Source organism: Streptomyces sp. NPDC006193 (genome assembly GCF_040613915.1).
In the GTDB taxonomy this organism is placed as follows: Bacteria; Actinomycetota; Actinomycetes; order Streptomycetales; family Streptomycetaceae; genus Streptomyces.
Map to the genome: position 1 here is coordinate 40,157 of NZ_JBEXTB010000036.1, position 19,109 is coordinate 59,265.

Here is a 19,109-nt window from a genome sequence, read left to right on the forward strand (position 1 = left end):
TCCAGGCTGCCGCTTGCCCCCGCCCCGCCACCCGCCCCCCGCGCCGGCTATTCGACGGCCGGGTCCTCCTGGGAGTGCCGGACCGCCTTCTTCACCGCCTGCTCCACCTCGTACCGGTTGGCCTCGGTGGCTTCGGCGTGCGCGGTGACGGCCGCCTGCACCGCCTCCGAGGCGGCGCGCCAGCGTCGCCACTGAGCGTCGTACTCGTCACCGGTGAGTCCGGCGAGCTTGGCGCGTTCTTCTTCGGCGGATCGTTCCAGCTTGATCAGCTCGTCCGGGATCTCTGCCACGGGCACGGATCCTAAGCGGGCTTCGGGACGCGCCCGCGCCGTGACCTGCCGTCCGTTCGGGTAGAAACAGCCGGCGTCCGCGAAGCAATTCCTCCGACCGGCGGGCGCATACCGAAAGGGCCTTCCCGGACCGCGTCCGGAAAGGCCCTTTTCGATATACCGCGCACAATGCGACAGGTCAGTGCTTGAACGCGTCCTTCGCCTTTTCCTTGGCCTCGCGGGCGTCACCCGTGCTCTTCTGCGCCTGGCCCTCGGCGGCCATCCGGTCGTTGCCGAGGGCGCTTCCCAGGGCCTCCTTGGCCTTGCCCTCGGCCTGCTCGGTCTTCGCCTTGGCCTTCTCGCCGGCAGTCATGGAACACGCCTCCTCGTGGCTTCTTGAGTCGCTGTTGCGATGATCCGCTGGTGCCCGGGGACACCGTCCATAAACAACACGCCTTCGGTGAATGGCGACGCAACGGCAGGGCAGACGGAGCGTCAGGAGGTTGATAACCATGGTTCCCCTGCTTCTTGTTCTGCTTCTCGCTCTGATCCTCTTCGGCGCCGGCTTCGCGCTGAAGATCCTGTGGTGGGTCGCCGTCGCCGTCCTCGTCCTGTGGCTGCTCGGCTTCGTCATGCGTTCCACCAACGCCGGCGGTGGCCGCAGCCGCTGGTACCGATGGTGATCTGACCGCGAGCACACTCCCCTTGCGCAGGGCCCGGCCGTCATGACGGCCGGGCCCTGCGCGTTCGTACGCGCCCGACCGGTCCGGAACGTACCGGCCCCGACCGCACCAAGGCGCGCGAACGGGAGGGCTGATAGGCGTCTTGCCGTCGGGGCCGGGGCACGCGCGAGGGAACCCGCGCGACCTCACCGTCCCGCGCACTGGTGCCCATGGATCGGTTGCTGGAGATCGCGCCCCGCCTGGCCCAGGCCGACGGGGTCGTCGCCGTGAGCCTGGGAGGCAGCCGGGCGAAGGGGACGCACGACCCCGACTCCGACTACGACCTCGGCTTGTACTACCGTCCCCCGCTGGACACGGCCGCCCTGCGCCGGCCGGCAGCCGAGCTGACCGGCGGCCCGGTGGACGTCACCGAGCCGGGCGGCTGGGGCCCTTGGGCGGACGGCGGCGGCTGGCTGACCGTCGACGGCCACCGTGTCGACTGGATCTACCGCGACCTGGACCGGGTGCACCGCGTCCGGCGGCAGTGCCGGGCAGGGCACTTCGAGATCGGCGCCCAGCCCGGCCACCCCCTCGGGGTGTACTCCCACGCCTACGCCGGTGAAGTGGCGCTCGGACGGATCCTCGCCGATCCCGGCGGCGAGCTGCACCGGCTGCGGGAGCAGACCCGCGTCCACCCGGAGCCGTTGCGCGCGGCCCTCGTCCACAACGCCCTCTGGGAGGCGCCGTTCATCCTGGCCGCCGCCCGCAAGGGGGCGGCCCGCGGTGACGCCTTCCACGTCGCCGGCTGTCTCTTCCGCGCGGTCGGACTGCTCGTCCAGGCCCTCCACGCCCACGCCGGGTGCTGGGTGCTCAACGAGAAGGGAGCGGTGCGGGCAGCGGGAGAGCTCGCCGCCGCCCCGGCCGACTTCGCCCGACGGGCGCACGCGCTGTTCTCCGCGCTCGGCGCCGCCCCGGCCACGCTCACGGCGGCCCCCGACGCCGCCGACAGGCTCACCGCCGAGGTGTGCGCGCGGCTCGCACGGTGATCACGACCCCGCGGTCCGGCCTCGCGACGGGGCCCGGCCGCCCGGCGACCGGTGGGCGGGAACCAAAACGCTTTGCCGCGGACGCACTTGACCGTGCCCGGTCACAGGATGCGGGCCACAGGCGCGTGTTCGGCCGCACGCGGCCGTCCCGCGCGGTTGTGCGGACGTCCGCTGCCGATCGGATGAAACGGCCAAGAGCCGGTATGCCGTACCGCGATGAGCTGCGCGGCGGCTGTTTGGATGGGGCGGGTCGTCGTCCAGCAAGGGAGCCCCATGCATCAGGTCCTTTCCCCGTCGGCAGACCGGCGCGCAGACGCCGCCGCGGTCCTGGTCGGCCTCGGCGCCTGCCTGCCGGCCCGCCGCGTGACCAACAGCGAACTGTGCGGGCGGTTGGACACCTCCGACGAGTGGATCCGCGAACGCATCGGCATCGCCGAGCGCCGGATCGCGGACCCCGAGGTGTCCACCGGCGACATGGCCGTGGAGGCCGGCGCCCGCGCCCTGGCCTCCGCCGGCGTGGCGGGTGTGGACGCCGTGCTGGTGGCCACCAGCAGCCCGGACCACCGCTGCCCCGCCACCGCGCCCTGGGTCGCCCACCGGCTGGGGCTCGGACCCGTGGCCGCCTTCGACGTCGCCGCGGGGTGTTCGGGCTTCGTCTACGCCAGTGCCGTGGCCGCCGGACTGATCGCCTCGGGCACGGCCCGGCGCGTCCTGGTCGTGGGAGCCGAGACCATGTCCGCCCTCATCGACCCCGCCGACCGCGCCACCGCGCCCATCTTCGGCGACGGCGCCGGCGCGGCCGTCTACGAGGCCGGACCGCACCACCTCGACGGCGCTCTCAACCCGGTGGTGTGGGGCAGCGACGGGTCGCTGGCCGACGCCATCGTCGTCCCGGCGGGCGGCGCGCGCGAACGGCATCGCGACCCGCACGCCCCGGCCGCCCCGCCGGGAGACGCGTTCGTGCGCATGCGGGGCAACGAGGTGTTCCGGCACGCGGTGCGCCGGATGACCGCGGCGGCCCGCGACGCGGCCGCGGCCGCCGGCTGGGAGCTCCGCGACGTGGACCGGCTCCTCGCCCACCAGGCCAATCACCGGGTCAACGCGGCGGTCGCGGACGCCCTCGGCGTCCCGCACGAGCACGTGCCGTCGAACATCCACCAGGTGGGCAACACCGCCGCCGCCTCGCTGCCCCTGCTGCTGTGCCACGCGGCCGACCGGGGCGACCTCAAGCCGGGGCACAAGGTCCTGCTGGTCGCCTTCGGCAGCGGACTCGCCTGGGCCGCCACCACCCTCGTCTGGCCGGCCGGCCTCTCGCCCCGCCTGTGACGGTCCCCCCGGCGCGCGACGCCGCGTCACCCCGCCCACGCACCCTTCTCACCCCCCTACGGCAGCCGCCCATGACGTTCGAACAGCTCAAGAGCATCCTCACGACGAACGGAGGACTGCCCGCGGCCCCCATCACCCCCGAGGCGTCCCTCGCGGACGCCGGGATCGACTCCATGGCCCTCGTGATCCTCTCGATGCAGGTCGAGGACCGGCTCGGGACACAGATCAGCGAGGACGAACTGGCCACGGCGACCAGCGTGGCCGGTCTGGCCGAGCTCGTGGCGCGAAGGAGCCTGGGATGAGCACCGCCACGGCCGCTCTCGCCCCGCTCGTCCCGCCGTCCGCCTCCGGAGTGTGCGTGCCCTTGCACCACAGCGGCCTCAACTACGCCTGCCGCATCGTCGGCGGCAGGCCCGACGGCACGCTTCCCGCCTCCCTCACGGCGACGACCGAACCCCTGATGCTGCTCGGCGGGGCACTTCAGGACGTCAACTCCTGGCCGCGCCTGGAACGCCGGATCGCCGACCGCACCCCGCTCATCCTGGTCGACCTGCCCGGCACGGGCACCGCGGACGACCTGCCCGCCGAGCAGGGCTTCGACACCCTGGCCGAGACCGCCGTCCACGTCCTGGACCACCTCCGGCTCCGCCGGGTCAACCTGCTCGGAGCCTCCTACGGGGCCCCGATCGCCTACCGGATCGCCCAGCGGCACCCCGAGCGCGTCGCCCGTCTGCTCCTCGCCGGCACCACACGCCGGGTCGCCGCCCCGATGGCCGCCCTGATGATGGACATGGTGCGCCACCTGGAGGCGGTGGCCACCGACGACACCGACGCGCCCGCCGGATCCTGGCCCGGAGCCGAGGAGTACGCCGCCCGGCTGGTCGCCGCGCTGGTCAACACCGGCCGCCAGGACAGCGTCCGGCAGTCGCAGGCGGTGCGCCGGCTGCTGTCACGCCAGTGCCTGCGCATCACCCGCCGGCAGGCCCTGCGGAACGCCGCGTGCCACCGCATGCTGCTCGGGGGAGACCTGCTGCCGTCCGGCGGCATCCGCGGCGTGCCCGCGCTGGTGTTCACCGGCGAACACGACAACGCGACCACACAGGAGGAGAACCGGGAGGTCGCCGCCGCCATCGAGGGCTCGACCCTGGTGTTCCTCCGGGAGGCGGACCACATGGCGCACCTGGAGCGCGACGCCGAGTACGCCGACCTGGTGCTGCGCTTCCTGCACGACCTCCCCCTGCACGACCTGCCCTACTGCACCCGGCCCGAGCACCCGTCCCCCGCGCCCTGACCCGGGGCGGGAGGAGACCGCGCCCGCCCGCGGGCCTCCCGGCGGCCCCCGGCCGGCACAGCCGCGCAGGCGGCCGCGCCGGCCGGGGGACGGGCGGGGGACGGGCGGCGCGATCCGGACGCCGCGCCCGGTGGGCGCGGCCGAGCGGGTCGCCCCGGGGCAACCGCGAGACCTCGAACGCGCCGTCCCGGTGACGTCCGGCGCGAGACGGCCGCCTGCGCCGCTCAGCCGCGCAGCCTGGCCTCGACGCGGCCGTCGACGATGCGGGTGTCGAAGGCGGGCTGGGGTGCGACGGCCGGGCCGGTGACGTTCCACCCGTCGGTCAGCCGGAAACGGCTGCCGTGCCAGGGGCAGCGCAGGCAGCCGTCCTCCAGGACGCCCTCCGACAGGGGGCCGCCCAGGTGACTGCAGTGCTCCGCCAGCACGTGCACCACGTCGTCCCGCTGACGGACGACGACCACGGCGACACCGTCCACGTCCCGGCGCACCGGCCTGTCCGCAGGCAGATCGCTCACCTCGGCGACGTGGTGCCACCCCGGCCCCACGAGCTGCGGTACGGCCTCGGCGTGGTTCGCTCCGGCGGCCTGCCGATAGGCGAGGTGCCCCCCGAGCGCGCCGCCGACGCCGACGACGGTCAGCCCGGCCCAGCCGAACACCTTGCCCGCCCACTCACGTCCGCGCAGGCGCGCCGTGAGGGATGTGGTGTACAGGGCGACACCGGCAATGTTGGTTGCGGCATGAACCATTCCGACGCGCTGCTGCTGACGGTTGAGGTCCGCCCAGTCCACCCACCCCGCAACGGCTGCCGGGCCGGCCGCCAGCAGGCCGGTGGCGACGAGGGTGCGCGCGGCGTACCGCTGGCCCGGCAGCGCGTCGAGCACCGCGGCGGACAGCCAGCTCCCGATGGGCACCTGGACCATCAGGGGGTGCACCGGATGGCCCAGCCACCGCCCGTGCAGTCCGTCCCTGGCCCGGCCCAGCGGAGCCGCGTGGACGACCCGCCGCACGGCGTCGAGCCACCGGTCGGCGCCGGAAAAACGCTCCAGCCGGTCCACGGACCGCAGCACACGGCCGGGCCCTCGCGCATCAGGGGACATCCGCTTGATCACCGGGTGGACACGGTGCAGGACGCTGCTGAGGCTCATGCGCTGCGAGTAGCCGCTTCACCGCCTCGTAATCCGGGCCGAGCGAGATCACGGCATATGGGTGCGGGCGAGTCGTGCGCCAGAGGCGGCAGCGGCAAGATGCCTGGATCGTCCGCTTGTGTCATGTCAGGGGCGTACGGGGTACCCGGCGGGCAGTCGCGCCGAGGGCGCGCCCGGCCGAAAGGAGTCGCTCGTGACCACGACGACCCGCCCCACCCGCTCGTACCGCAGACCAGTGCAGGTGGCCGCCTCGGTGGTGGGCCTGATCTTCCTGCTGGTCGGCATCCTGGGCTTCATCCCGGGCATCACCACGCACTACGGCACCATGGAATTCGCCGCCCACCACTCACAGGCCAAGCTCCTGGGCCTGTTCCAGGTGTCGATCCTGCACAACCTGGTCCATCTGCTCTTCGGCGTCGCCGGCCTCGCCCTGGCCCGCACCGCCTCCGGCGCCCGGACGTACCTCCTGGCCGGCGGTGCCATCTACTTGGTCCTGTGGCTCTACGGCCTCCTCATCGACCGGAACAGTGCCGCCAACTTCGTTCCCGTGAACACGGCCGACAACTGGCTGCACCTGCTTCTCGGACTCGGCATGATCGCCCTGGGGGTCCTGCTCACCCGCGACCGCGCCCCGGCCGGACGGATGGCCCCCTGACGGGCGGGCCTCCCGCCCGCCCTGCGTCCTGGGCCGCCACGGCGTGAACGAGGCGACCGCTGTGCGGCGGCCGCCTCGCTCACCCGTCGGGCCGCTCGTCAGCCCCGGACGATGTTCTGCGCCTGTGGGCCCTTCTGGCCCTGACCGATGTCGAAGGTGACGTGTTCGCCCTCGGTCAGCTCCCGGTAGCCGCTGCCCTGAATCTCGGAGTAGTGCGCGAAAACATCCGGGCCCCCGCCGTCCTGGGAGATGAACCCGAAGCCCTTCTCGGAGTTGAACCACTTCACGGTGCCGCTGGCCATACCGGTCTTTCCTTCGTCTCTGCCAGGGAACAGCCCTGCCCGGGCGTTGTTCCGGCTCCCGCGTCGGCGGGAGCCACTAGCCGTTCTACCCGCCACCGCGCTGCTTATCCGACGGACACGCGCACGGCGCGCGGTCGGCCACCCGATGGTCTGGAATGCGTCATTTCTGTGGAAAGGGTGGCGGTTGCCGTTCTGTGCCCGACAGTCTCGTGGTGGATCGGCCGGCCGACGTGCGGCGGGCCGAGCGGCATACAGGGGGAACAGCATGCGCATGACCAGTGCATTCGCGGCCGTGGTCGGCGGCATCGCGCTGACCGGCGGTCTGCTGGCAGGAGGCGCGGGCACCGCCGGGGCGGCGCAGACCGGCCCGCAGTCGGCGGCGGACTGTCCGTCGGGCTACTTCTGCGTCTGGTCCGGGCAGAACTACACCGGACACAGGCAGCAGGTCGCCGGGACCAACGCCGACCTGACCCAGTACTCGGTCTTCCAGTCCTTCAAGTCGTGGTACAACCACGGCGCTTCCTGCGACTTCAAGTGGTACTCGGCGAAGAACTACAGCGGCTCCAGCGGCATCGTCCCGAGGGGCTACAAGACCTCCGACAGCGCGTCGCACTACATCAAGTCCAACACCTGGGTCTGCTGACCGACGGCTGACCGAACGCAAGGGCGGCGCCTCGCCGGAGGTGTCGCCCCCGCGTGTGCCCGGACCGCCGTAGCACCTGCACGGGTCGCCGGCGTGCCGTTCCGGCGGCGGCTCACCCGGCCGGGCCGCGCGCTGGTCCCTGCAGGGTCCACGCGCCCGCTCCAGAAGTCACCCGCTTCCTCGGGGCGCACGCCGAGCAGCAGGGATCGGTGGCGCGCGGGGAGCGCCCGGCTCTCACCCGGGTGGTCATCGTGCTTCCGCGCGCCCTATGCCGATGCTGCGGTGAAGGAAAGGATCAGCAAGTGTCGGAAATCCCGACAGATGGTACGTACCGGTCGTGCCGCGGGTGCGGTCGGTGAGGAGAGGACGGATTTCCGTGAGCCAGCCGCACAACGACGGGGTCAGCATCTTCACGGCAGCACAACTGAGCCGGATCGCCCAGCACGGCATCTACACCTCGTCCACGTCGCTCGACCCGGCGGCCGGCCACTTCGCCGAAGCGCTGATCGCGACACTGGACGGCACGGCCGAGCAGCCGGTGCTGCCGCCCGACCTGCAGGCGCTGACGGAGGAGGTGCGGCAGAGGGCGATCATCGGCTTCCCCCGCATCACCGCCGCAGACGGCGTGCAGCTTTCGGCGCACACGATCAGGCTCAAGGGCGACGAGCCCCGCCCCGTGGTCATCGTGCCCTCGGGCTGGACGCCTCTCGGCTGGGCTCTGTTCGAGTACACGTACCTCCGGCTGGCGCTGCGCGGCTACCACGTGCTGGGCTACACGCCCCGTGGCATCGGCCTGACGATGCCCGTCCCGGGCAAGGGCTACGTCGACGGGCCGTTCACTTCCGGGGGCACGATCGACGTGGCCGGACCCGCGGACTGGGCCGACGGCTCGACCGTCATCGACTACGCCCAGCGCCACTTCGGTCCCAGCGGCATCGCCTTCCTGGGCGAGTCGTACGGTTCGGGCATCAGCCAGCTGGTCGCGGCTCACGACCGGGAAGGGCGCGTGGACGCGGTCGTGGCCCTGAGCACCTGGGGCGACCTGGCCGCCAGTCTCTTCCAGCACGACACCCGGCACCTGGCGGCGGTGACCGCCCTGATCAACTTCACCGGCGGTCCGGTCGAGCGGAAATTCGACGCGGCCACCCGGCAGATCCTGGCGGATTTCCAGGCCGGCCGGAACCTCGACGCCGTGGTGGAGTGGGGCAAGAAGCGGGCGCCGTCCGCGTACGCCGACAAGACCAACGCCCGCGAGATCCCCACGCTCCTCTCCAACGCGTGGCACGAGACGCTGTTCGCGGCCAACCAGCTCATCGAGCACTTCCGTGCCCTGACCGTGCCCAAGCGGCTCAACCTGTGGATCGGCGACCATGCCGCGCCCGAGGGCGCCGGTCTGACGATCCCGTTCAGCGGGCCGAACCAGCCGGTCGAGGAGGCGTTCGCCTGGCTGGACCACCATGTGCGCGGCGTCGACAACGACGTCCCCGCCTGGTCCCCGGTCTCCAGCCAGATCATGTTCACGTACGAGACCCGGACCGATCCGCAGACCGGCAAGGACGAGATCGTCACACCGGCCGCCCGCGAGTCCAGCCGGTCATGGGAGGACGTCACCACCTCCACAGAGCGGTGGTACCTGGCGGCGAATCCGTCGGACGACCGCGACGGCGCTCTGACCACCGACCCGGAGACGGGCTGGGAACGGTCGTTCACGGCCGGGATGCTCACGGAGGCCACCGCGGTGGACGCCATCGTCACCACCGGGCAGGCCGAGTGGAACGGCACCCCGAAGACCTACATCACCGACAAGTTCGACCGGCAGAACCTCGCGGTCTGGAGCAGCGCCCCGATCGCGGCGGACGGTCAGGGCGGCGCGGCCCGCCGGATCCGCGGCATCCCCGAACTCACCCTTGCCGTGCGCAGTTCCGCCCGGTCCACGACGCTGGTGGCGTACCTGTTCGACCTCGCCCCTGACGACACGGCCCGCCTCATCACCCACGAGCCCCTGACCCTCGCCGACCTGACCCCCGGCCAGGAACACAGCGCCACCTGGACGCTGCAGGCCGCAGGGTACGACCTGGGCCAGGACCACCGGTTGATGCTGGTCCTCACCAGCAAGGACCCGCTCTACTCGGACGCGAGCGTCGAGAGCAGCACCACGACGATCACCGCCCCGGACGGCGGCGCCTACCTGACACTGCCCCTCGGCTGATCCGGGCGCGCACGTCGAGGGTGAGGTCCGGTGGCATGACGGCCGAGGTCGGTCCTTACTGGTGGGAAAGCCGCCCAGTCGGTGCCGGACGAAGGCGCCGTAGGCCTGATCATGATGGGAGCGCAGTGATGCGTACTGTTCGTGCCGCCGCAGTTGTCGTCGCCCTGACCGCCGCCTTGGTGACCGGCGCCGCCGGACTCACCGCGGCCCAGCCCGACCCGGACAGAGGGGGCATCGGCCTCAACATTATCAACATCGACCTGTTCGGGGATCGGACCACCGGCAACTGAGGCGGCCCGAGGCGGGGCTGGTGGTCAGCGGTGACCGGGGCGCGGGGGCGGGCGTACGGGCGGGGTGGTTGCGCCGGACGGCGCAGCGGCCGCGTGCGCCTTCCCCGTGCCGGGTAAGCACCTGTCCCGCACCCCCACGCGCGAGGAGACAGGCGATGCAGCGCACCGTCCACCGCACCCTGGCGACCGCGGCCGCCACGGCCCTGCTGGCCCTGGCGGGCGCGGCGGCGGGCACGCCCGCCCATGCCGAGGTCGACGCCGACGTCCTGAGGGGCGCCGTGACCGCTCACGTCAACTCCGCGATCGACGCGGGCGCCCTCGGCACCAACCTGGTAGAGCTCCCCAACCCCGCCTCGGGCGTCCTCTGACCCCGCCGCCTGAATCGCCCCACTCGTTGTTGCCGGAGCGGGCCGCGCGGCTCGAAGCGGAGACGGCCTTGGCAGCGGCGGCTCGTGCGCTGTCGCTGAAGGGCGACTCCGTCGAGGCGCTGCCGCAAGCCTTCGCCCGTGTGCCCGCGGACGCGCTGTTGCCCGTCGTCACCACGACGTGGGCGCTGTCGCGGTCCCGCAGGAGGACCGGACCGCCTACGCTTCCCGCACCGCCTCGAAGAGGCGGCGGCCGGCCGGGCGGTGGCGTGGGTGTCGGCGGAGGCGGTCGCAGGCGCGCCGGCGATACCGGCACCCGGCGATCGCCGCGCCTCGGGCCACGTCATCGGTCCGGCGGTGCTCGGCGGGCCGGCTTGCGCGCCGAGGCCCTGGGCCGCTGCTGGTCGGGGGGCCGCCCGCTGGCGTGGCTCGCGGACTCCCGCCCGAGCGCATCCCGCGGGAAGTGAGGCCGCCCACGGGACGAGCGTCCTGCCGGCAGCCGACGGCGGCCTCAGTCCGCCGCCCGGTCGTCGAGCGGGATGCCCAGCCGGCCGGCCACCGCGGTGAGGGCGGTGCCCAGCGGGAGGGCGACCCGCGTGCGGGCGTGCCGGTCGCCGCGGGTCGGGTCCCGGTTGACGATCAGCACCGGTTTGCCCTCCTGGGCCGCCTGCCGGACGAACCGCAGCCCGGACATCACCGTCAGCGAGGTTCCCAGGACGAGCAGCGAGGCCGCCTCACGCACCAGCTCGCGGCAGCGCTCGACCCGCTGCGGCGGAACGTTCTCGCCGAAGAACACCACGTCCGGTTTGAGGATGCCGCCGCAGACCGCGCAGGGCACCACGCGGAAGTCCCCGACCTGCTCGTCGGTGAGGTCGGCGTCGCCGTCCGGATTGATGCCCGCGGCCACCGGCGCGTAGCCGGGATTGGCCTCCTCCAGCCGCTGGGCGAGCTCGCGGCGCGGGCTGACGGCGCCGCAGGTGAGGCAGACCACCCGGTCCAGGCTGCCGTGCAGTTCCACGACGTCCTCGCTGCCGGCGGCCTGGTGCAGGCCGTCGACGTTCTGCGTGATCACACCCGAGAGCAGGCCCCGCCGCCCGAACGCGGCCACCGCCCGGTGCCCGGCGTTGGGGCGGGCGCGCCCGAAGGAGCGCCAGCCCAGATGGCTGCGCGCCCAGTACCGGCGCCGGGCCTGGGCGCCGGCGGTGAACTCCTGGTAGGTCATCGGGGTGTGCCGGCGCAGGCTCCCGCCCTCGCCCCGGTAGTCGGGGATGCCCGACTCCGTGGAGATGCCCGCCCCGCTGAGCACCAGCACACCGCCGGTGCTCAGCGCGTCGGCGACCGGCTCGAGGTCCGTGCTGCCCGGCGGCAGGTCCGCCGGAGGGGTCCAGCTCAAGGTGGGGCGCATGCGCATGCCGCCAGGGTACGGAAGAGGTGCCGGCGGCCGGGGCGCTCCGTCATGGACTGGGGCGGTTCACGCGCAGCGCATGCTGGTCGTGCCGCATCACGTATCCGCCGTCGCCGTCGCGCAGGTGCTGCTGCACGTAGGCCTCGACCGCTTCCCGAGCGGGGGACGGGCCGCCGGGGACGCTGAGGAGGAAGTCGGCGACCGCGAGCATCTCGCGCAGGTCGCGGCTGCGGTACCGGGCCGGCACGACGTCCAGTTCGGTCCCGCCGACCAGCTCGGGCGGGAGCGCGGCCAGTTCGTCGGCCAGTTCCCGCAGGTCGAAGCGGAGGCCCGTGAAGTGGTGCACCATGCGCATGCAGGCCTCGTCGGGATTCTGGAGCAGGACGACCAGGACGCCTCCTGGCGCCAGCCACGTCATGATCCGCGCCACCGTCGCCGCCCACTGCGCGCGGGGGACGTAGTACAGCACGTGGGACAGCAGGGCGAGATCGGCCTGCGCGTCGATCCTCGCCTGTTGGACCGGTTCGGCGACCACGTCGGCGTCTGGGCAGGTCCGCGCCAGGGCGCGCCGCATCGGCTCGCTCGGCTCGATGCAGACGGTCCGCTCGAAGCGGGGGGCGAGGTGGCGTGTCGTGGTGCCGTCGGCGGGGCCCACGTCCAGGAACACCCGCCGGGCGGGCAGTCCCTGCACGACGTCTTCCAGGTAGGCGTGGGTGGTGGTCTTCTCGTCCGTGCCGGCGAGGAACCGGCACAGGGCTTGCCGGTAGGCGTCCTCCTCCGTCCGCAGGGTTCCCGCTGCCTCGGCCCTCTGAGGTTCCACTCCCGCGCTCCTGCTGCTCCGAGCGGCTTGCCCGCCCGCCGCCGACGACCCGTCGACCTGCGACGGTGGCACGGGCGGGCCGCCCGCCGGGTGAGCGGCACGCGTCGGTGGACGTCGAGGCGGGGCGCACCGAGGCGAAGGGGCGCGGTCCGGCGCACGCTCCCGCCGTTCACGCCGACGTCCTGCCGTGCGGCCCTGCGGGACGCAGACACCGCTGCGGGCGACCGGAAGGGGCGTCGGCGGCCGGCTCCTACCGCCCGGTGCACGCCACGGCGCCCGAGGGCGGTGGCTGGCGGCCGGCTCCACTCCACGGTCATGCGGCGCACGTCCCGCTGCGGGCGCGCGCGAGCACCTGGCGGGCCGGCTCCCGCGGTGCCCCGCCGGTGAGATCGTCGGCGTGCTTCCGGCCGGGGCCGAGGTCGGCTCTACACGGGGTCGGCGGTGTCTTCCTGGTGGATGTCGGCGAACTCCCACCAGGCGAGCGGGAGCCAGTCTCCGTCGACGAACCCGTCGACGGAGCCGCCGGTCCCGCGGATGGACACGCGTGTGCCTTCCGGATACGTGGTGCCGGACAGGCCCGAGACAGGGACGAGCAGGGTGCCGAGACGTCGTGACAAGGTTCTGGATCCTTCCCGCGGACACAAACTGGGTTATTGCAGTTTCTCCCGTGCAAATCGTCTCATCGTGTACCAGTCTGGAGAGTGTGAGGCGTAGCACATAGAACCGGTCGAGCTGCGGGCCGGGACCGCCTTCCCCTCTCGGACGCGACGGCCCCGGACCGCCGTTACGGGCGTGAGCGAACAAGCACACGATGGAGGTGCTCGACGATGAGGGCCGTCGTATACAAGGGACCGTTCGAAGTAGCGGTCGAGCAAGTGGAAGATCCCCGGATCCAGCACCCGAACGACGTGATCGTCCGCGTCACGTCCACCGCCATATGCGGCTCGGACCTGCACATGTACGAGGGACGCACCGCCGCCGAGCCGGGCATCGTCTTCGGCCACGAGAACCTCGGCGTCATCGAGGAGACCGGCGACGGCGTGACCTCCCTCAAGAACGGTGACCGGGTCGTCATGCCCTTCAACGTGGCCTGCGGCTTCTGCAAGAACTGCACGGCCGGTCTCACGGGCTTCTGCGTGACGGTGAATCCGGGCTTCGCCGGCGGCGCCTACGGCTACGTCGCGATGGGGCCCTATGTGGGCGGTCAGGCCGAGTACGTACGGGTGCCCTACGCCGACTTCAACTGCCTGAAGCTTCCCGAGGGCACCGAGAAGGAGACCGACTTCGTCCTGCTCGCCGACATCTTCCCGACCGGCTACCACGGCAACGAACTGGCCGACGTACGCCCCGGTGAGAGCGTCGCCGTCTACGGCGGCGGTCCGGTCGGCCTGATGGCGGCCTACTCGGCGATGCTGCGCGGCGCCAGCAAGGTGTTCGTGGTGGACCGGGTGGCGGAACGCCTGCAGAAGGCGGAGGAGATCGGCGCCGTGCCGATCAACTTCACCGAGGGCAGCGCGGTGGAGCAGATCATGGAGCAGACCGGGGGCGAAGGCACGGACAAGGGCATCGACGCCGTCGGCTACCAGGCACAGGCCCACGGCGAGGACCGCGAGGAACCGGCGACCGTGCTGAACCAGCTCGTCGAGACGGTCCGGCCGACGGGCGCCCTCGGCGTGCCCGGCCTGTACGTGCCGCGCGATCCCGGCGGGCCCGATGAGCAGGCCAAGCAGGGGATGCTGGTCGTGTCGGTCGGCCGTCTCTTCGAGAAGGGACTGCGGATGGGCACCGGCCAGTGCAACGTCAAGCGGTACAACCGCCAGCTGCGGGACCTGATCATCGAGGGCCGTGCGACGCCCAGCTTCGTCGTGTCGCACGAGCTGCCGCTGGAGCAGGCGCCGTCGGCGTACGAGAAGTTCGACAAGCGGATCGAGGGCTACACGAAGGTCGTGCTGCACCCGCAAGCCTGACCTCGTGCCGTTCCCGGTGCCGTGGGGCCGCTCCGTGCAGCGGCCCCACGGCACGCCGCAGCGGGCCGGCCGGCGCCGGCCCTCGCCTCCGGCGTGTCCCGCCGCGGGCCGGAGGCGTGGGGGGACGACGACGGTCCCGGGGACGCGACGGCCGGGCGCGACGCCACCGGAGGGGCGCATGGATCATCGGGTCACCACCGGCATCAGCGGGGCGCAGCCCGCGGACCGGCGACCGGACCGCAGGCGTCGCATCCCCCGCACCGACGCGGTGCTGCGCGATCCCCGTCTGGTGGAGGCCGCCGGCCGGCTGGGGTGGGACGGGGTGAAGGCGGCGGTCCGGCAGGCGCAGGAGCGGGCGCGTGCGGGCGCGGTCCCGCCCGAGGACGTGGCCGACACCGCGGTCGCTCTGCTGCCGCGGACGGCGGGCGGGCTGCGTCCGGTGATCAACGCCACGGGAGTCGTGCTGCACACCAATCTGGGGCGGGCCGCGCTGTCGGCGGCGGCCCGGCAGGCGGTGCTGGCGGCGGCCGGGCCCACCGACGTCGAGCTGGACCTGGGCACCGGGGAGCGGGCCCGCCGGGGCCGCACCGTGCTCGCCGCACTGCGGGACCGGGTGCCGTCGGCCGCGGCGGCGCACGTCGTCAACAACGGCGCGGCCGCGCTCGCCCTGGCGGCCGCCGCTGCCGCGGCCGGCCGGGAGATCGTCATCAGCCGCGGGGAGATGGTGGAGATCGGGGACGGCTTCCGTCTGCCGGACCTGCTGGCCTCCACCGGCGCCCGGCTGCGGGAGGTGGGCACCACCAACCGCACGACCGTCGCGGACTACGCCGCGGCCGTCGGCCCGGAGACGGCGTTCGTGCTGAAGGTGCACCCCTCGAACTTCCTGATCACGGGCTTCACCCGGGCCGCGGGCGTCGGCGAGCTCGCGGCGCTGGGCGTCCCCGTCGTCGTCGACATCGGCTCCGGACTGCTGGGCCCGCATCCGCTGCTGCCCGACGAGCCCGACGCCGAGACCCAGCTGAGGGCCGGGGCGTCCCTGGTCACCGCCAGCGGCGACAAGCTGCTGGGCGGGCCGCAGTGCGGGCTGCTGCTGGGCGCGGCGGACCTGGTCCGTGCCGTGTCCCGGCATCCCCTCGCCCGCGCCGTGCGGGTGGACAAGCTGACGCTGGCCGCGCTGGAGGCGACGCTGCGCGGCCCCGACACCCCCACCGGTGAGGCGCTGGCCGCCGATCCGGTGTGCCTGCGCCGCCGGGCGCGGCGGCTGGCCTCCTCGCTGGGCGCGGCCGGCGTCGAGGTGCGGGCCGTCGAGAGCGCCGCGGCGGTGGGCGGCGGCGGAGCGCCCGGCGTGACGCTGCCCAGCGCCGCGCTGTCGCTGCCCGAGTGGTACGCCGCCGCGCTGCGCACCGGGCCGGTCCCCGTCGTGGGACGCCTGGAGGCGGGGCGGTGCCTGCTGGACCTGCGGGCGGTGCCGGCACAGGACGACGAGCGGCTGGCCGAGGCGGTGCGGTCGGCCGCGGCCGCCGGGAAGTAGGCGTCATGCAGGTTCTGGCCACAGCCGGGCACGTCGACCACGGCAAGTCCGCACTGGTGCGGGCGCTGACCGGGATGGAACCGGACCGGTTGGAGGAGGAGCGCAGACGGGGGCTGACCCTGGATCTGGGGTTCGTGTGGACCCGGCTCGAACCGGAGCCGGGGGAGGAGCGGGCTGGGGCGGGCGGCCCGGACGGGGAGGAGCTCGCGTTCGTGGACGTGCCCGGTCACGAACGGTTCGTCGCGACCATGCTGGCCGGTGTCGGCCCCGTGCCCGCCGTCCTGTTCGTGGTGGCCGCCGATCAGGGCTGGCAACCGCAGTCGCAGGAGCATGCGGACATCGTGCACGCGCTGGGGGTGCGGCACGCCGTGCTGGCGGTGACCCGCAGTGATCTCGCCGACCCCGGACCCGTGCGGACGGACGCGGCACGACGCCTGGCCGCGACCTCCCTCGGCGCGGTCCCGTCGGTCGCGGTGAGCGCCGTGACCGGTGCCGGACTCGGTGAACTCCGCGCGGAACTGGCCCGGCTGGCCCGCTCGCTGCCCACCCCCGCCGCCGACGCGGACGTACGGCTGTGGCTGGACCGCGCCTTCACCGTGCGCGGCCACGGGACGGTCGTCACGGGCACCCTGGGCGCGGGCACCGTCCGCGTCGGTGACCGGCTGGTGACGGGGGACGGCAGGACCGCGCTGCGGGTGCGGGGCCTGCAGTGCCTGCACCAGGAGCGGACGCAGGCCAGCGGGGTCGCGCGGGTGGCGGTGAACGTGCACGGCGCGGCCGGCGGGCTGCTCGGCCGGGGCCAGGTGCTGCTGACCCCCGGCCGCTGGCTGCTCACCCGGACCGTCGACGTCCGTCTCACCGGCGCTCCGGCCCGGGACCTGCCCCGGACGGTGACCCTGCACATCGGCACCGCCGCGGTGCCGGTCACCCTCCGGCCGCTGGGCGCGGACACGGCCCGGCTGACCCTGTCACGCGCGCTGCCGCTGCGCGTGGGGGACCGCGCGGTGCTGCGGGAGCCGGGCGGGCGGCGCGCGCCGTGCGGGGTGAGCGTCCTGGACGTGCGCCCGCCGCAGCTGAACCGGCGCGGAGCCGCCCGGGCCAGGGCGGCCGAGCTGGCCGACACCGCCGGCCGCCCGGACGGCGCGGCGGAACTGCGGCGGCGCAAACTCGTGCGCCGCTCGGCGCTGGAGGCGATGGGCGTGCCCGCCCCCGGCCCGCCCGTCACCGGCGACTGGCTGGCCGATCCCGGCCACTGGGCGGCGCTGCGCAGCCGCCTGGCCGCCGAGGTGGAACGGCACGCGGCCGGTCACCCGCTGGATCCGGGACTGCCCACGGAGGCGGCCAGGCGGCTGCTCGGCCTGCCCGACCGGGCACTGGTCGACGCGCTCGCCCGGACTCCGGGCGCGGAAGAACTGCACCACGCCAAGGGCCGGTTGTACGGCCCCGCGCACACCGCCCCCGCGCTCCCGCCGCCGGTCCGGGCCGCCGTCGCCACCGTGCGGCGGGAGCTGGCGCAGGCCCCGTTCCGGGCACCGGAAGCCGACCGTCTGGCCGAGCTGGGGCTCACCCGCAAGGCGCTGGCCGCTGCGGTCGCGGCCGGTGCGCTGCTGCGGGTCGGCGACGGCATCGTGCTGCTGCCGGAGGCGGACGCCCGGGCCGCCGACGTCCTGCGCCGCATCCCGCAGCCGTTCACACTGAGCGAAGCCCGCCGGGCGCTGGACACCACACGCCGGGTGGCCGTGCCGCTGCTGGAGCACCTGGACGCCCGCGGATACACCGAACGCGTGGACGGCCTGCGCCGGCGCTGCCGGGCCGACGGCGGGGCCGACGGCGGAGGCGGACGGGAATCGAACCCGCCTGCCCGGGATCCCCGGGCACCTCGGTTTTGAAGACCGGGAGGGCCACCAGGCACCCACACGCCTCCCTCGCCGGTCCAGGCTATCGGACCCCACCGGCCCCCACCCGCCCGTGCCGGCCCCGGCCGGCACGCCGACGAGGCCGCTCTCCGGGGCGGCCGCACCGAGGCCGCCCGGCCGCCCCTCGTGCCTCCCACCCGCCCGCCGATCCAGGAGCCCGGACATGACCACCACACGCCCCACCCCGCTCCGCCTGACCCACTTCGCCCACGGAGGCGGCTGCGCCTGCAAGATCCCGCCCGGCGAGCTGGAGGACATGCTCGGCCCCCTGTCCCGGTCCGTGACCGGGGCGAGCGACATCCGCCTCATGGTCGGGCCGGCCACCGGCGACGACGCGGCCGTGGTCACCCTGCCCGCACGAGACGGCGCCCCGGCCCGGGCGGTGATCTCCACCGCCGACTTCTTCACCCCCGTCGTCGACGACCCCTACGACTGGGGCCGCATCGCCGCCGCCAACGCGCTGTCCGACGTGTACGCGATGGGCGGCCGCCCCGTCCTCGCCGTCAACCTCCTGTGCTGGCCCCGCGACGTGCTGCCGCTCGACCTCGCGCGGGAGGTGCTGCGCGGCGGCCTCGACGTCGCCGCCCAGGCCGGCTGCCATGTGGGCGGCGGGCACAGCGTGGACGATCCGGAACCCAAGTACGGCATGGCCGTCACCGGCCTCGCGGACCCCGCACGGCTGCTGCGCAACGACGCCGGCCGGCCGGGCACGCCCCTGTCGCTCACCAAGCCGCTCGGCCTCGGCGTCCTCAACAACCGGCACAAGGCCACCGGCGAGCGGTTCGAACAGGCGGTGGCCACCATGGCAGCCCTCAACCGCGACGCCTGCGAAGCCGCTCTGCAGGCCGGGGCGAGATGCGCCACCGACGTCACCGGCTTCGGCTTCCTCGGCCACCTGCACAAGCTGGCGCGGGCCTCCGGGGTGACCGCCGTGGTCGACACCGCCGCCGTGCCCTACCTCGACGGGGCCCGGGAGGCGGTACGCGACGGATACGTGAGCGGCGGCACCCGGCGCAACCTGGCGTGGGTCGCGCCGTTCACCGACTTCGGTGACACCGACGCCGGCACCCGGCTGCTCCTGGCCGACGCCCAGACCTCCGGCGGGCTCCTGGTGGCCGGCCGGGTACCGGGCGCGCCCGTCGTCGGCGAGCTGGTGCCCAGGGGCGAGCACTCCGTCATCCTCCGGTGAGACCCGTCCCCGGACCAGCCGCCCCCCCGGCGGATTCCGGCGCGTGCCCCGGACCGCCTGCCGTCGGCTTGCGGGCGG

General features: G+C 74.0%; 21 protein-coding genes, 1 tRNA gene and 1 pseudogene. 15 read left to right on the plus strand and 8 right to left on the minus strand.

What is annotated here, in order from left to right; genetic code table 11:
* Positions 1-47: 47 nt before the first annotated feature.
* Both ABZ261_RS25970 and ABZ261_RS25975 read right to left on the minus strand, forming a co-directional pair.
* The gene (locus ABZ261_RS25970) at positions 48-290 is read right to left on the minus strand and encodes a hypothetical protein (protein ID WP_356863136.1); all 243 of its coding nucleotides are present in this window, start codon (positions 288-290) and stop codon (positions 48-50) included.
* A gap of 178 nt (positions 291-468) precedes the next feature.
* Positions 469-642 (minus strand): CsbD family protein, encoded by a 174-nt coding sequence (locus tag ABZ261_RS25975; RefSeq protein ID WP_356863138.1) that lies wholly within the window; start codon positions 640-642, stop codon positions 469-471.
* 139 nt (positions 643-781) lie between these two features.
* Here ABZ261_RS25975 and ABZ261_RS25980 point away from each other — a divergent pair, with 139 nt between their 5' ends.
* From ABZ261_RS25980 to ABZ261_RS26000, 5 genes are all read left to right on the plus strand, one after another.
* Positions 782-952 (plus strand): hydrophobic protein, encoded by a 171-nt coding sequence (locus ABZ261_RS25980; protein ID WP_356863140.1) that lies wholly within the window; start codon positions 782-784, stop codon positions 950-952.
* A 209-nt stretch (positions 953-1,161) separates the two neighbouring features.
* Positions 1,162-1,977, plus strand: coding sequence for a nucleotidyltransferase domain-containing protein (locus ABZ261_RS25985; protein WP_356863142.1), 816 nt, complete (start codon positions 1,162-1,164; stop codon positions 1,975-1,977).
* 273 nt (positions 1,978-2,250) lie between these two features.
* A complete protein-coding gene (locus ABZ261_RS25990) occupies positions 2,251-3,303 on the plus strand; it encodes a beta-ketoacyl-ACP synthase III (RefSeq protein WP_356863144.1) in 1,053 nt (350 codons plus the stop codon).
* A gap of 71 nt (positions 3,304-3,374) precedes the next feature.
* Positions 3,375-3,605 (plus strand): acyl carrier protein, encoded by a 231-nt coding sequence (locus ABZ261_RS25995; protein ID WP_356863146.1) that lies wholly within the window; start codon positions 3,375-3,377, stop codon positions 3,603-3,605.
* A complete protein-coding gene (locus ABZ261_RS26000; protein ID WP_356863148.1) occupies positions 3,602-4,594 on the plus strand; it encodes an alpha/beta hydrolase in 993 nt (330 codons plus the stop codon). The genes ABZ261_RS25995 and ABZ261_RS26000 overlap by 4 nt, the downstream gene beginning before the upstream one ends.
* Positions 4,595-4,818: 224 nt before the next feature.
* On the opposite strand, the gene ABZ261_RS26005 is transcribed toward ABZ261_RS26000, so the two are convergent.
* Entirely contained in the window at positions 4,819-5,691 is an 873-nt protein-coding gene (locus tag ABZ261_RS26005) for a Rieske (2Fe-2S) protein (protein WP_356863196.1), read from the minus strand.
* Positions 5,692-5,932: 241 nt separating this feature from the next.
* On the opposite strand from ABZ261_RS26005, the gene ABZ261_RS26010 reads away from it, so the two are divergent.
* Positions 5,933-6,394, plus strand: coding sequence for a DUF4383 domain-containing protein (locus ABZ261_RS26010; RefSeq protein WP_356863150.1), 462 nt, complete (start codon positions 5,933-5,935; stop codon positions 6,392-6,394).
* Positions 6,395-6,492: 98 nt separating this feature from the next.
* Here ABZ261_RS26010 and ABZ261_RS26015 read toward each other — a convergent pair whose 3' ends face one another.
* Complete coding sequence (locus tag ABZ261_RS26015; RefSeq protein ID WP_356863152.1) at positions 6,493-6,696, minus strand: cold-shock protein; 204 nt, start codon at positions 6,694-6,696, stop codon at positions 6,493-6,495.
* Positions 6,697-6,967: 271 nt separating this feature from the next.
* Here ABZ261_RS26015 and ABZ261_RS26020 point away from each other — a divergent pair, with 271 nt between their 5' ends.
* From ABZ261_RS26020 to ABZ261_RS26040, 5 genes are all read left to right on the plus strand, one after another.
* A complete protein-coding gene (locus ABZ261_RS26020; RefSeq protein WP_356863154.1) occupies positions 6,968-7,339 on the plus strand; it encodes a peptidase inhibitor family I36 protein in 372 nt (123 codons plus the stop codon).
* A gap of 376 nt (positions 7,340-7,715) precedes the next feature.
* On the plus strand, positions 7,716-9,548 hold the full coding sequence (locus tag ABZ261_RS26025; protein WP_356863156.1) for a CocE/NonD family hydrolase: 1,833 nt from the start codon (positions 7,716-7,718) through the stop codon (positions 9,546-9,548).
* Positions 9,549-9,676: 128 nt separating this feature from the next.
* Positions 9,677-9,838, plus strand: coding sequence for a hypothetical protein (locus ABZ261_RS26030; protein ID WP_356863158.1), 162 nt, complete (start codon positions 9,677-9,679; stop codon positions 9,836-9,838).
* 155 nt (positions 9,839-9,993) lie between these two features.
* Positions 9,994-10,206 (plus strand): hypothetical protein, encoded by a 213-nt coding sequence (locus tag ABZ261_RS26035; protein WP_356863160.1) that lies wholly within the window; start codon positions 9,994-9,996, stop codon positions 10,204-10,206.
* Positions 10,207-10,235: 29 nt separating this feature from the next.
* Entirely contained in the window at positions 10,236-10,670 is a 435-nt protein-coding gene (locus ABZ261_RS26040; RefSeq protein ID WP_356863198.1) for a DUF2332 family protein, read from the plus strand.
* Positions 10,671-10,714: 44 nt separating this feature from the next.
* Here ABZ261_RS26040 and ABZ261_RS26045 read toward each other — a convergent pair whose 3' ends face one another.
* The 3 genes from ABZ261_RS26045 to ABZ261_RS26055 all read right to left on the minus strand — a co-directional run bounded on the left by ABZ261_RS26045 (position 10,715) and on the right by ABZ261_RS26055 (position 13,045).
* Entirely contained in the window at positions 10,715-11,614 is a 900-nt protein-coding gene (locus tag ABZ261_RS26045; protein WP_356863162.1) for an NAD-dependent protein deacetylase, read from the minus strand.
* A gap of 43 nt (positions 11,615-11,657) precedes the next feature.
* Positions 11,658-12,428, minus strand: a complete 771-nt coding sequence (locus ABZ261_RS26050; RefSeq protein WP_356863164.1) for a class I SAM-dependent methyltransferase — start codon at positions 12,426-12,428, stop codon at positions 11,658-11,660.
* A gap of 425 nt (positions 12,429-12,853) precedes the next feature.
* On the minus strand, positions 12,854-13,045 hold the full coding sequence (locus ABZ261_RS26055; RefSeq protein WP_356863166.1) for a hypothetical protein: 192 nt from the start codon (positions 13,043-13,045) through the stop codon (positions 12,854-12,856).
* 210 nt (positions 13,046-13,255) lie between these two features.
* On the opposite strand from ABZ261_RS26055, the gene ABZ261_RS26060 reads away from it, so the two are divergent.
* From ABZ261_RS26060 to ABZ261_RS26070, 3 genes and pseudogenes are all read left to right on the plus strand, one after another.
* Positions 13,256-14,395, plus strand: a complete 1,140-nt coding sequence (locus ABZ261_RS26060) for a glutathione-independent formaldehyde dehydrogenase (protein WP_356863168.1) — start codon at positions 13,256-13,258, stop codon at positions 14,393-14,395.
* 178 nt (positions 14,396-14,573) lie between these two features.
* Positions 14,574-15,926, plus strand: a complete 1,353-nt coding sequence (gene selA, locus ABZ261_RS26065) for an L-seryl-tRNA(Sec) selenium transferase (protein ID WP_356863170.1) — start codon at positions 14,574-14,576, stop codon at positions 15,924-15,926.
* A gap of 5 nt (positions 15,927-15,931) precedes the next feature.
* Positions 15,932-17,716, plus strand: a pseudogene (locus tag ABZ261_RS26070) (SelB C-terminal domain-containing protein); the annotation flags it as partial.
* A gap of 41 nt (positions 17,717-17,757) precedes the next feature.
* Here ABZ261_RS26070 and ABZ261_RS26075 read toward each other — a convergent pair.
* A tRNA-Sec gene (locus tag ABZ261_RS26075) sits at positions 17,758-17,850 on the minus strand.
* A 155-nt stretch (positions 17,851-18,005) separates the two neighbouring features.
* Here ABZ261_RS26075 and selD point away from each other — a divergent pair.
* Positions 18,006-19,031: a selenide, water dikinase SelD gene (gene selD / locus ABZ261_RS26080; RefSeq protein ID WP_356863172.1), complete on the plus strand. Its 1,026-nt coding sequence runs from the start codon at positions 18,006-18,008 to the stop codon at positions 19,029-19,031.
* The last annotated feature ends 78 nt before the right edge of the window (positions 19,032-19,109 follow it).

What these genes read in the sequence shown, in the direction of transcription:
- ABZ261_RS25975 (WP_356863138.1), bottom strand. Translation starts at nt 642, where the DNA reads ATGACTGCCGGCGAGAAGGCCAAGGCGAAGACCGAGCAGGCCGAGGGC.
- ABZ261_RS25980 (WP_356863140.1), top strand. Translation starts at nt 782, where the DNA reads ATGGTTCCCCTGCTTCTTGTTCTGCTTCTCGCTCTGATCCTCTTCGGC.
- ABZ261_RS25985 (WP_356863142.1), top strand. Translation starts at nt 1,162, where the DNA reads ATGGATCGGTTGCTGGAGATCGCGCCCCGCCTGGCCCAGGCCGACGGG.
- ABZ261_RS25990 (WP_356863144.1), top strand. Translation starts at nt 2,251, where the DNA reads ATGCATCAGGTCCTTTCCCCGTCGGCAGACCGGCGCGCAGACGCCGCC.
- ABZ261_RS25995 (WP_356863146.1), top strand. Translation starts at nt 3,375, where the DNA reads ATGACGTTCGAACAGCTCAAGAGCATCCTCACGACGAACGGAGGACTG.
- ABZ261_RS26000 (WP_356863148.1), top strand. Translation starts at nt 3,602, where the DNA reads ATGAGCACCGCCACGGCCGCTCTCGCCCCGCTCGTCCCGCCGTCCGCC.
- ABZ261_RS26005 (WP_356863196.1), bottom strand. Translation starts at nt 5,691, where the DNA reads ATGTCCCCTGATGCGCGAGGGCCCGGCCGTGTGCTGCGGTCCGTGGAC.
- ABZ261_RS26015 (WP_356863152.1), bottom strand. Translation starts at nt 6,696, where the DNA reads ATGGCCAGCGGCACCGTGAAGTGGTTCAACTCCGAGAAGGGCTTCGGG.
- ABZ261_RS26020 (WP_356863154.1), top strand. Translation starts at nt 6,968, where the DNA reads ATGACCAGTGCATTCGCGGCCGTGGTCGGCGGCATCGCGCTGACCGGC.
- ABZ261_RS26030 (WP_356863158.1), top strand. Translation starts at nt 9,677, where the DNA reads ATGCGTACTGTTCGTGCCGCCGCAGTTGTCGTCGCCCTGACCGCCGCC.
- ABZ261_RS26035 (WP_356863160.1), top strand. Translation starts at nt 9,994, where the DNA reads ATGCAGCGCACCGTCCACCGCACCCTGGCGACCGCGGCCGCCACGGCC.
- ABZ261_RS26045 (WP_356863162.1), bottom strand. Translation starts at nt 11,614, where the DNA reads ATGCGCATGCGCCCCACCTTGAGCTGGACCCCTCCGGCGGACCTGCCG.
- ABZ261_RS26060 (WP_356863168.1), top strand. Translation starts at nt 13,256, where the DNA reads ATGAGGGCCGTCGTATACAAGGGACCGTTCGAAGTAGCGGTCGAGCAA.
- selA (WP_356863170.1), top strand. Translation starts at nt 14,574, where the DNA reads ATGGATCATCGGGTCACCACCGGCATCAGCGGGGCGCAGCCCGCGGAC.
- selD (WP_356863172.1), top strand. Translation starts at nt 18,006, where the DNA reads ATGACCACCACACGCCCCACCCCGCTCCGCCTGACCCACTTCGCCCAC.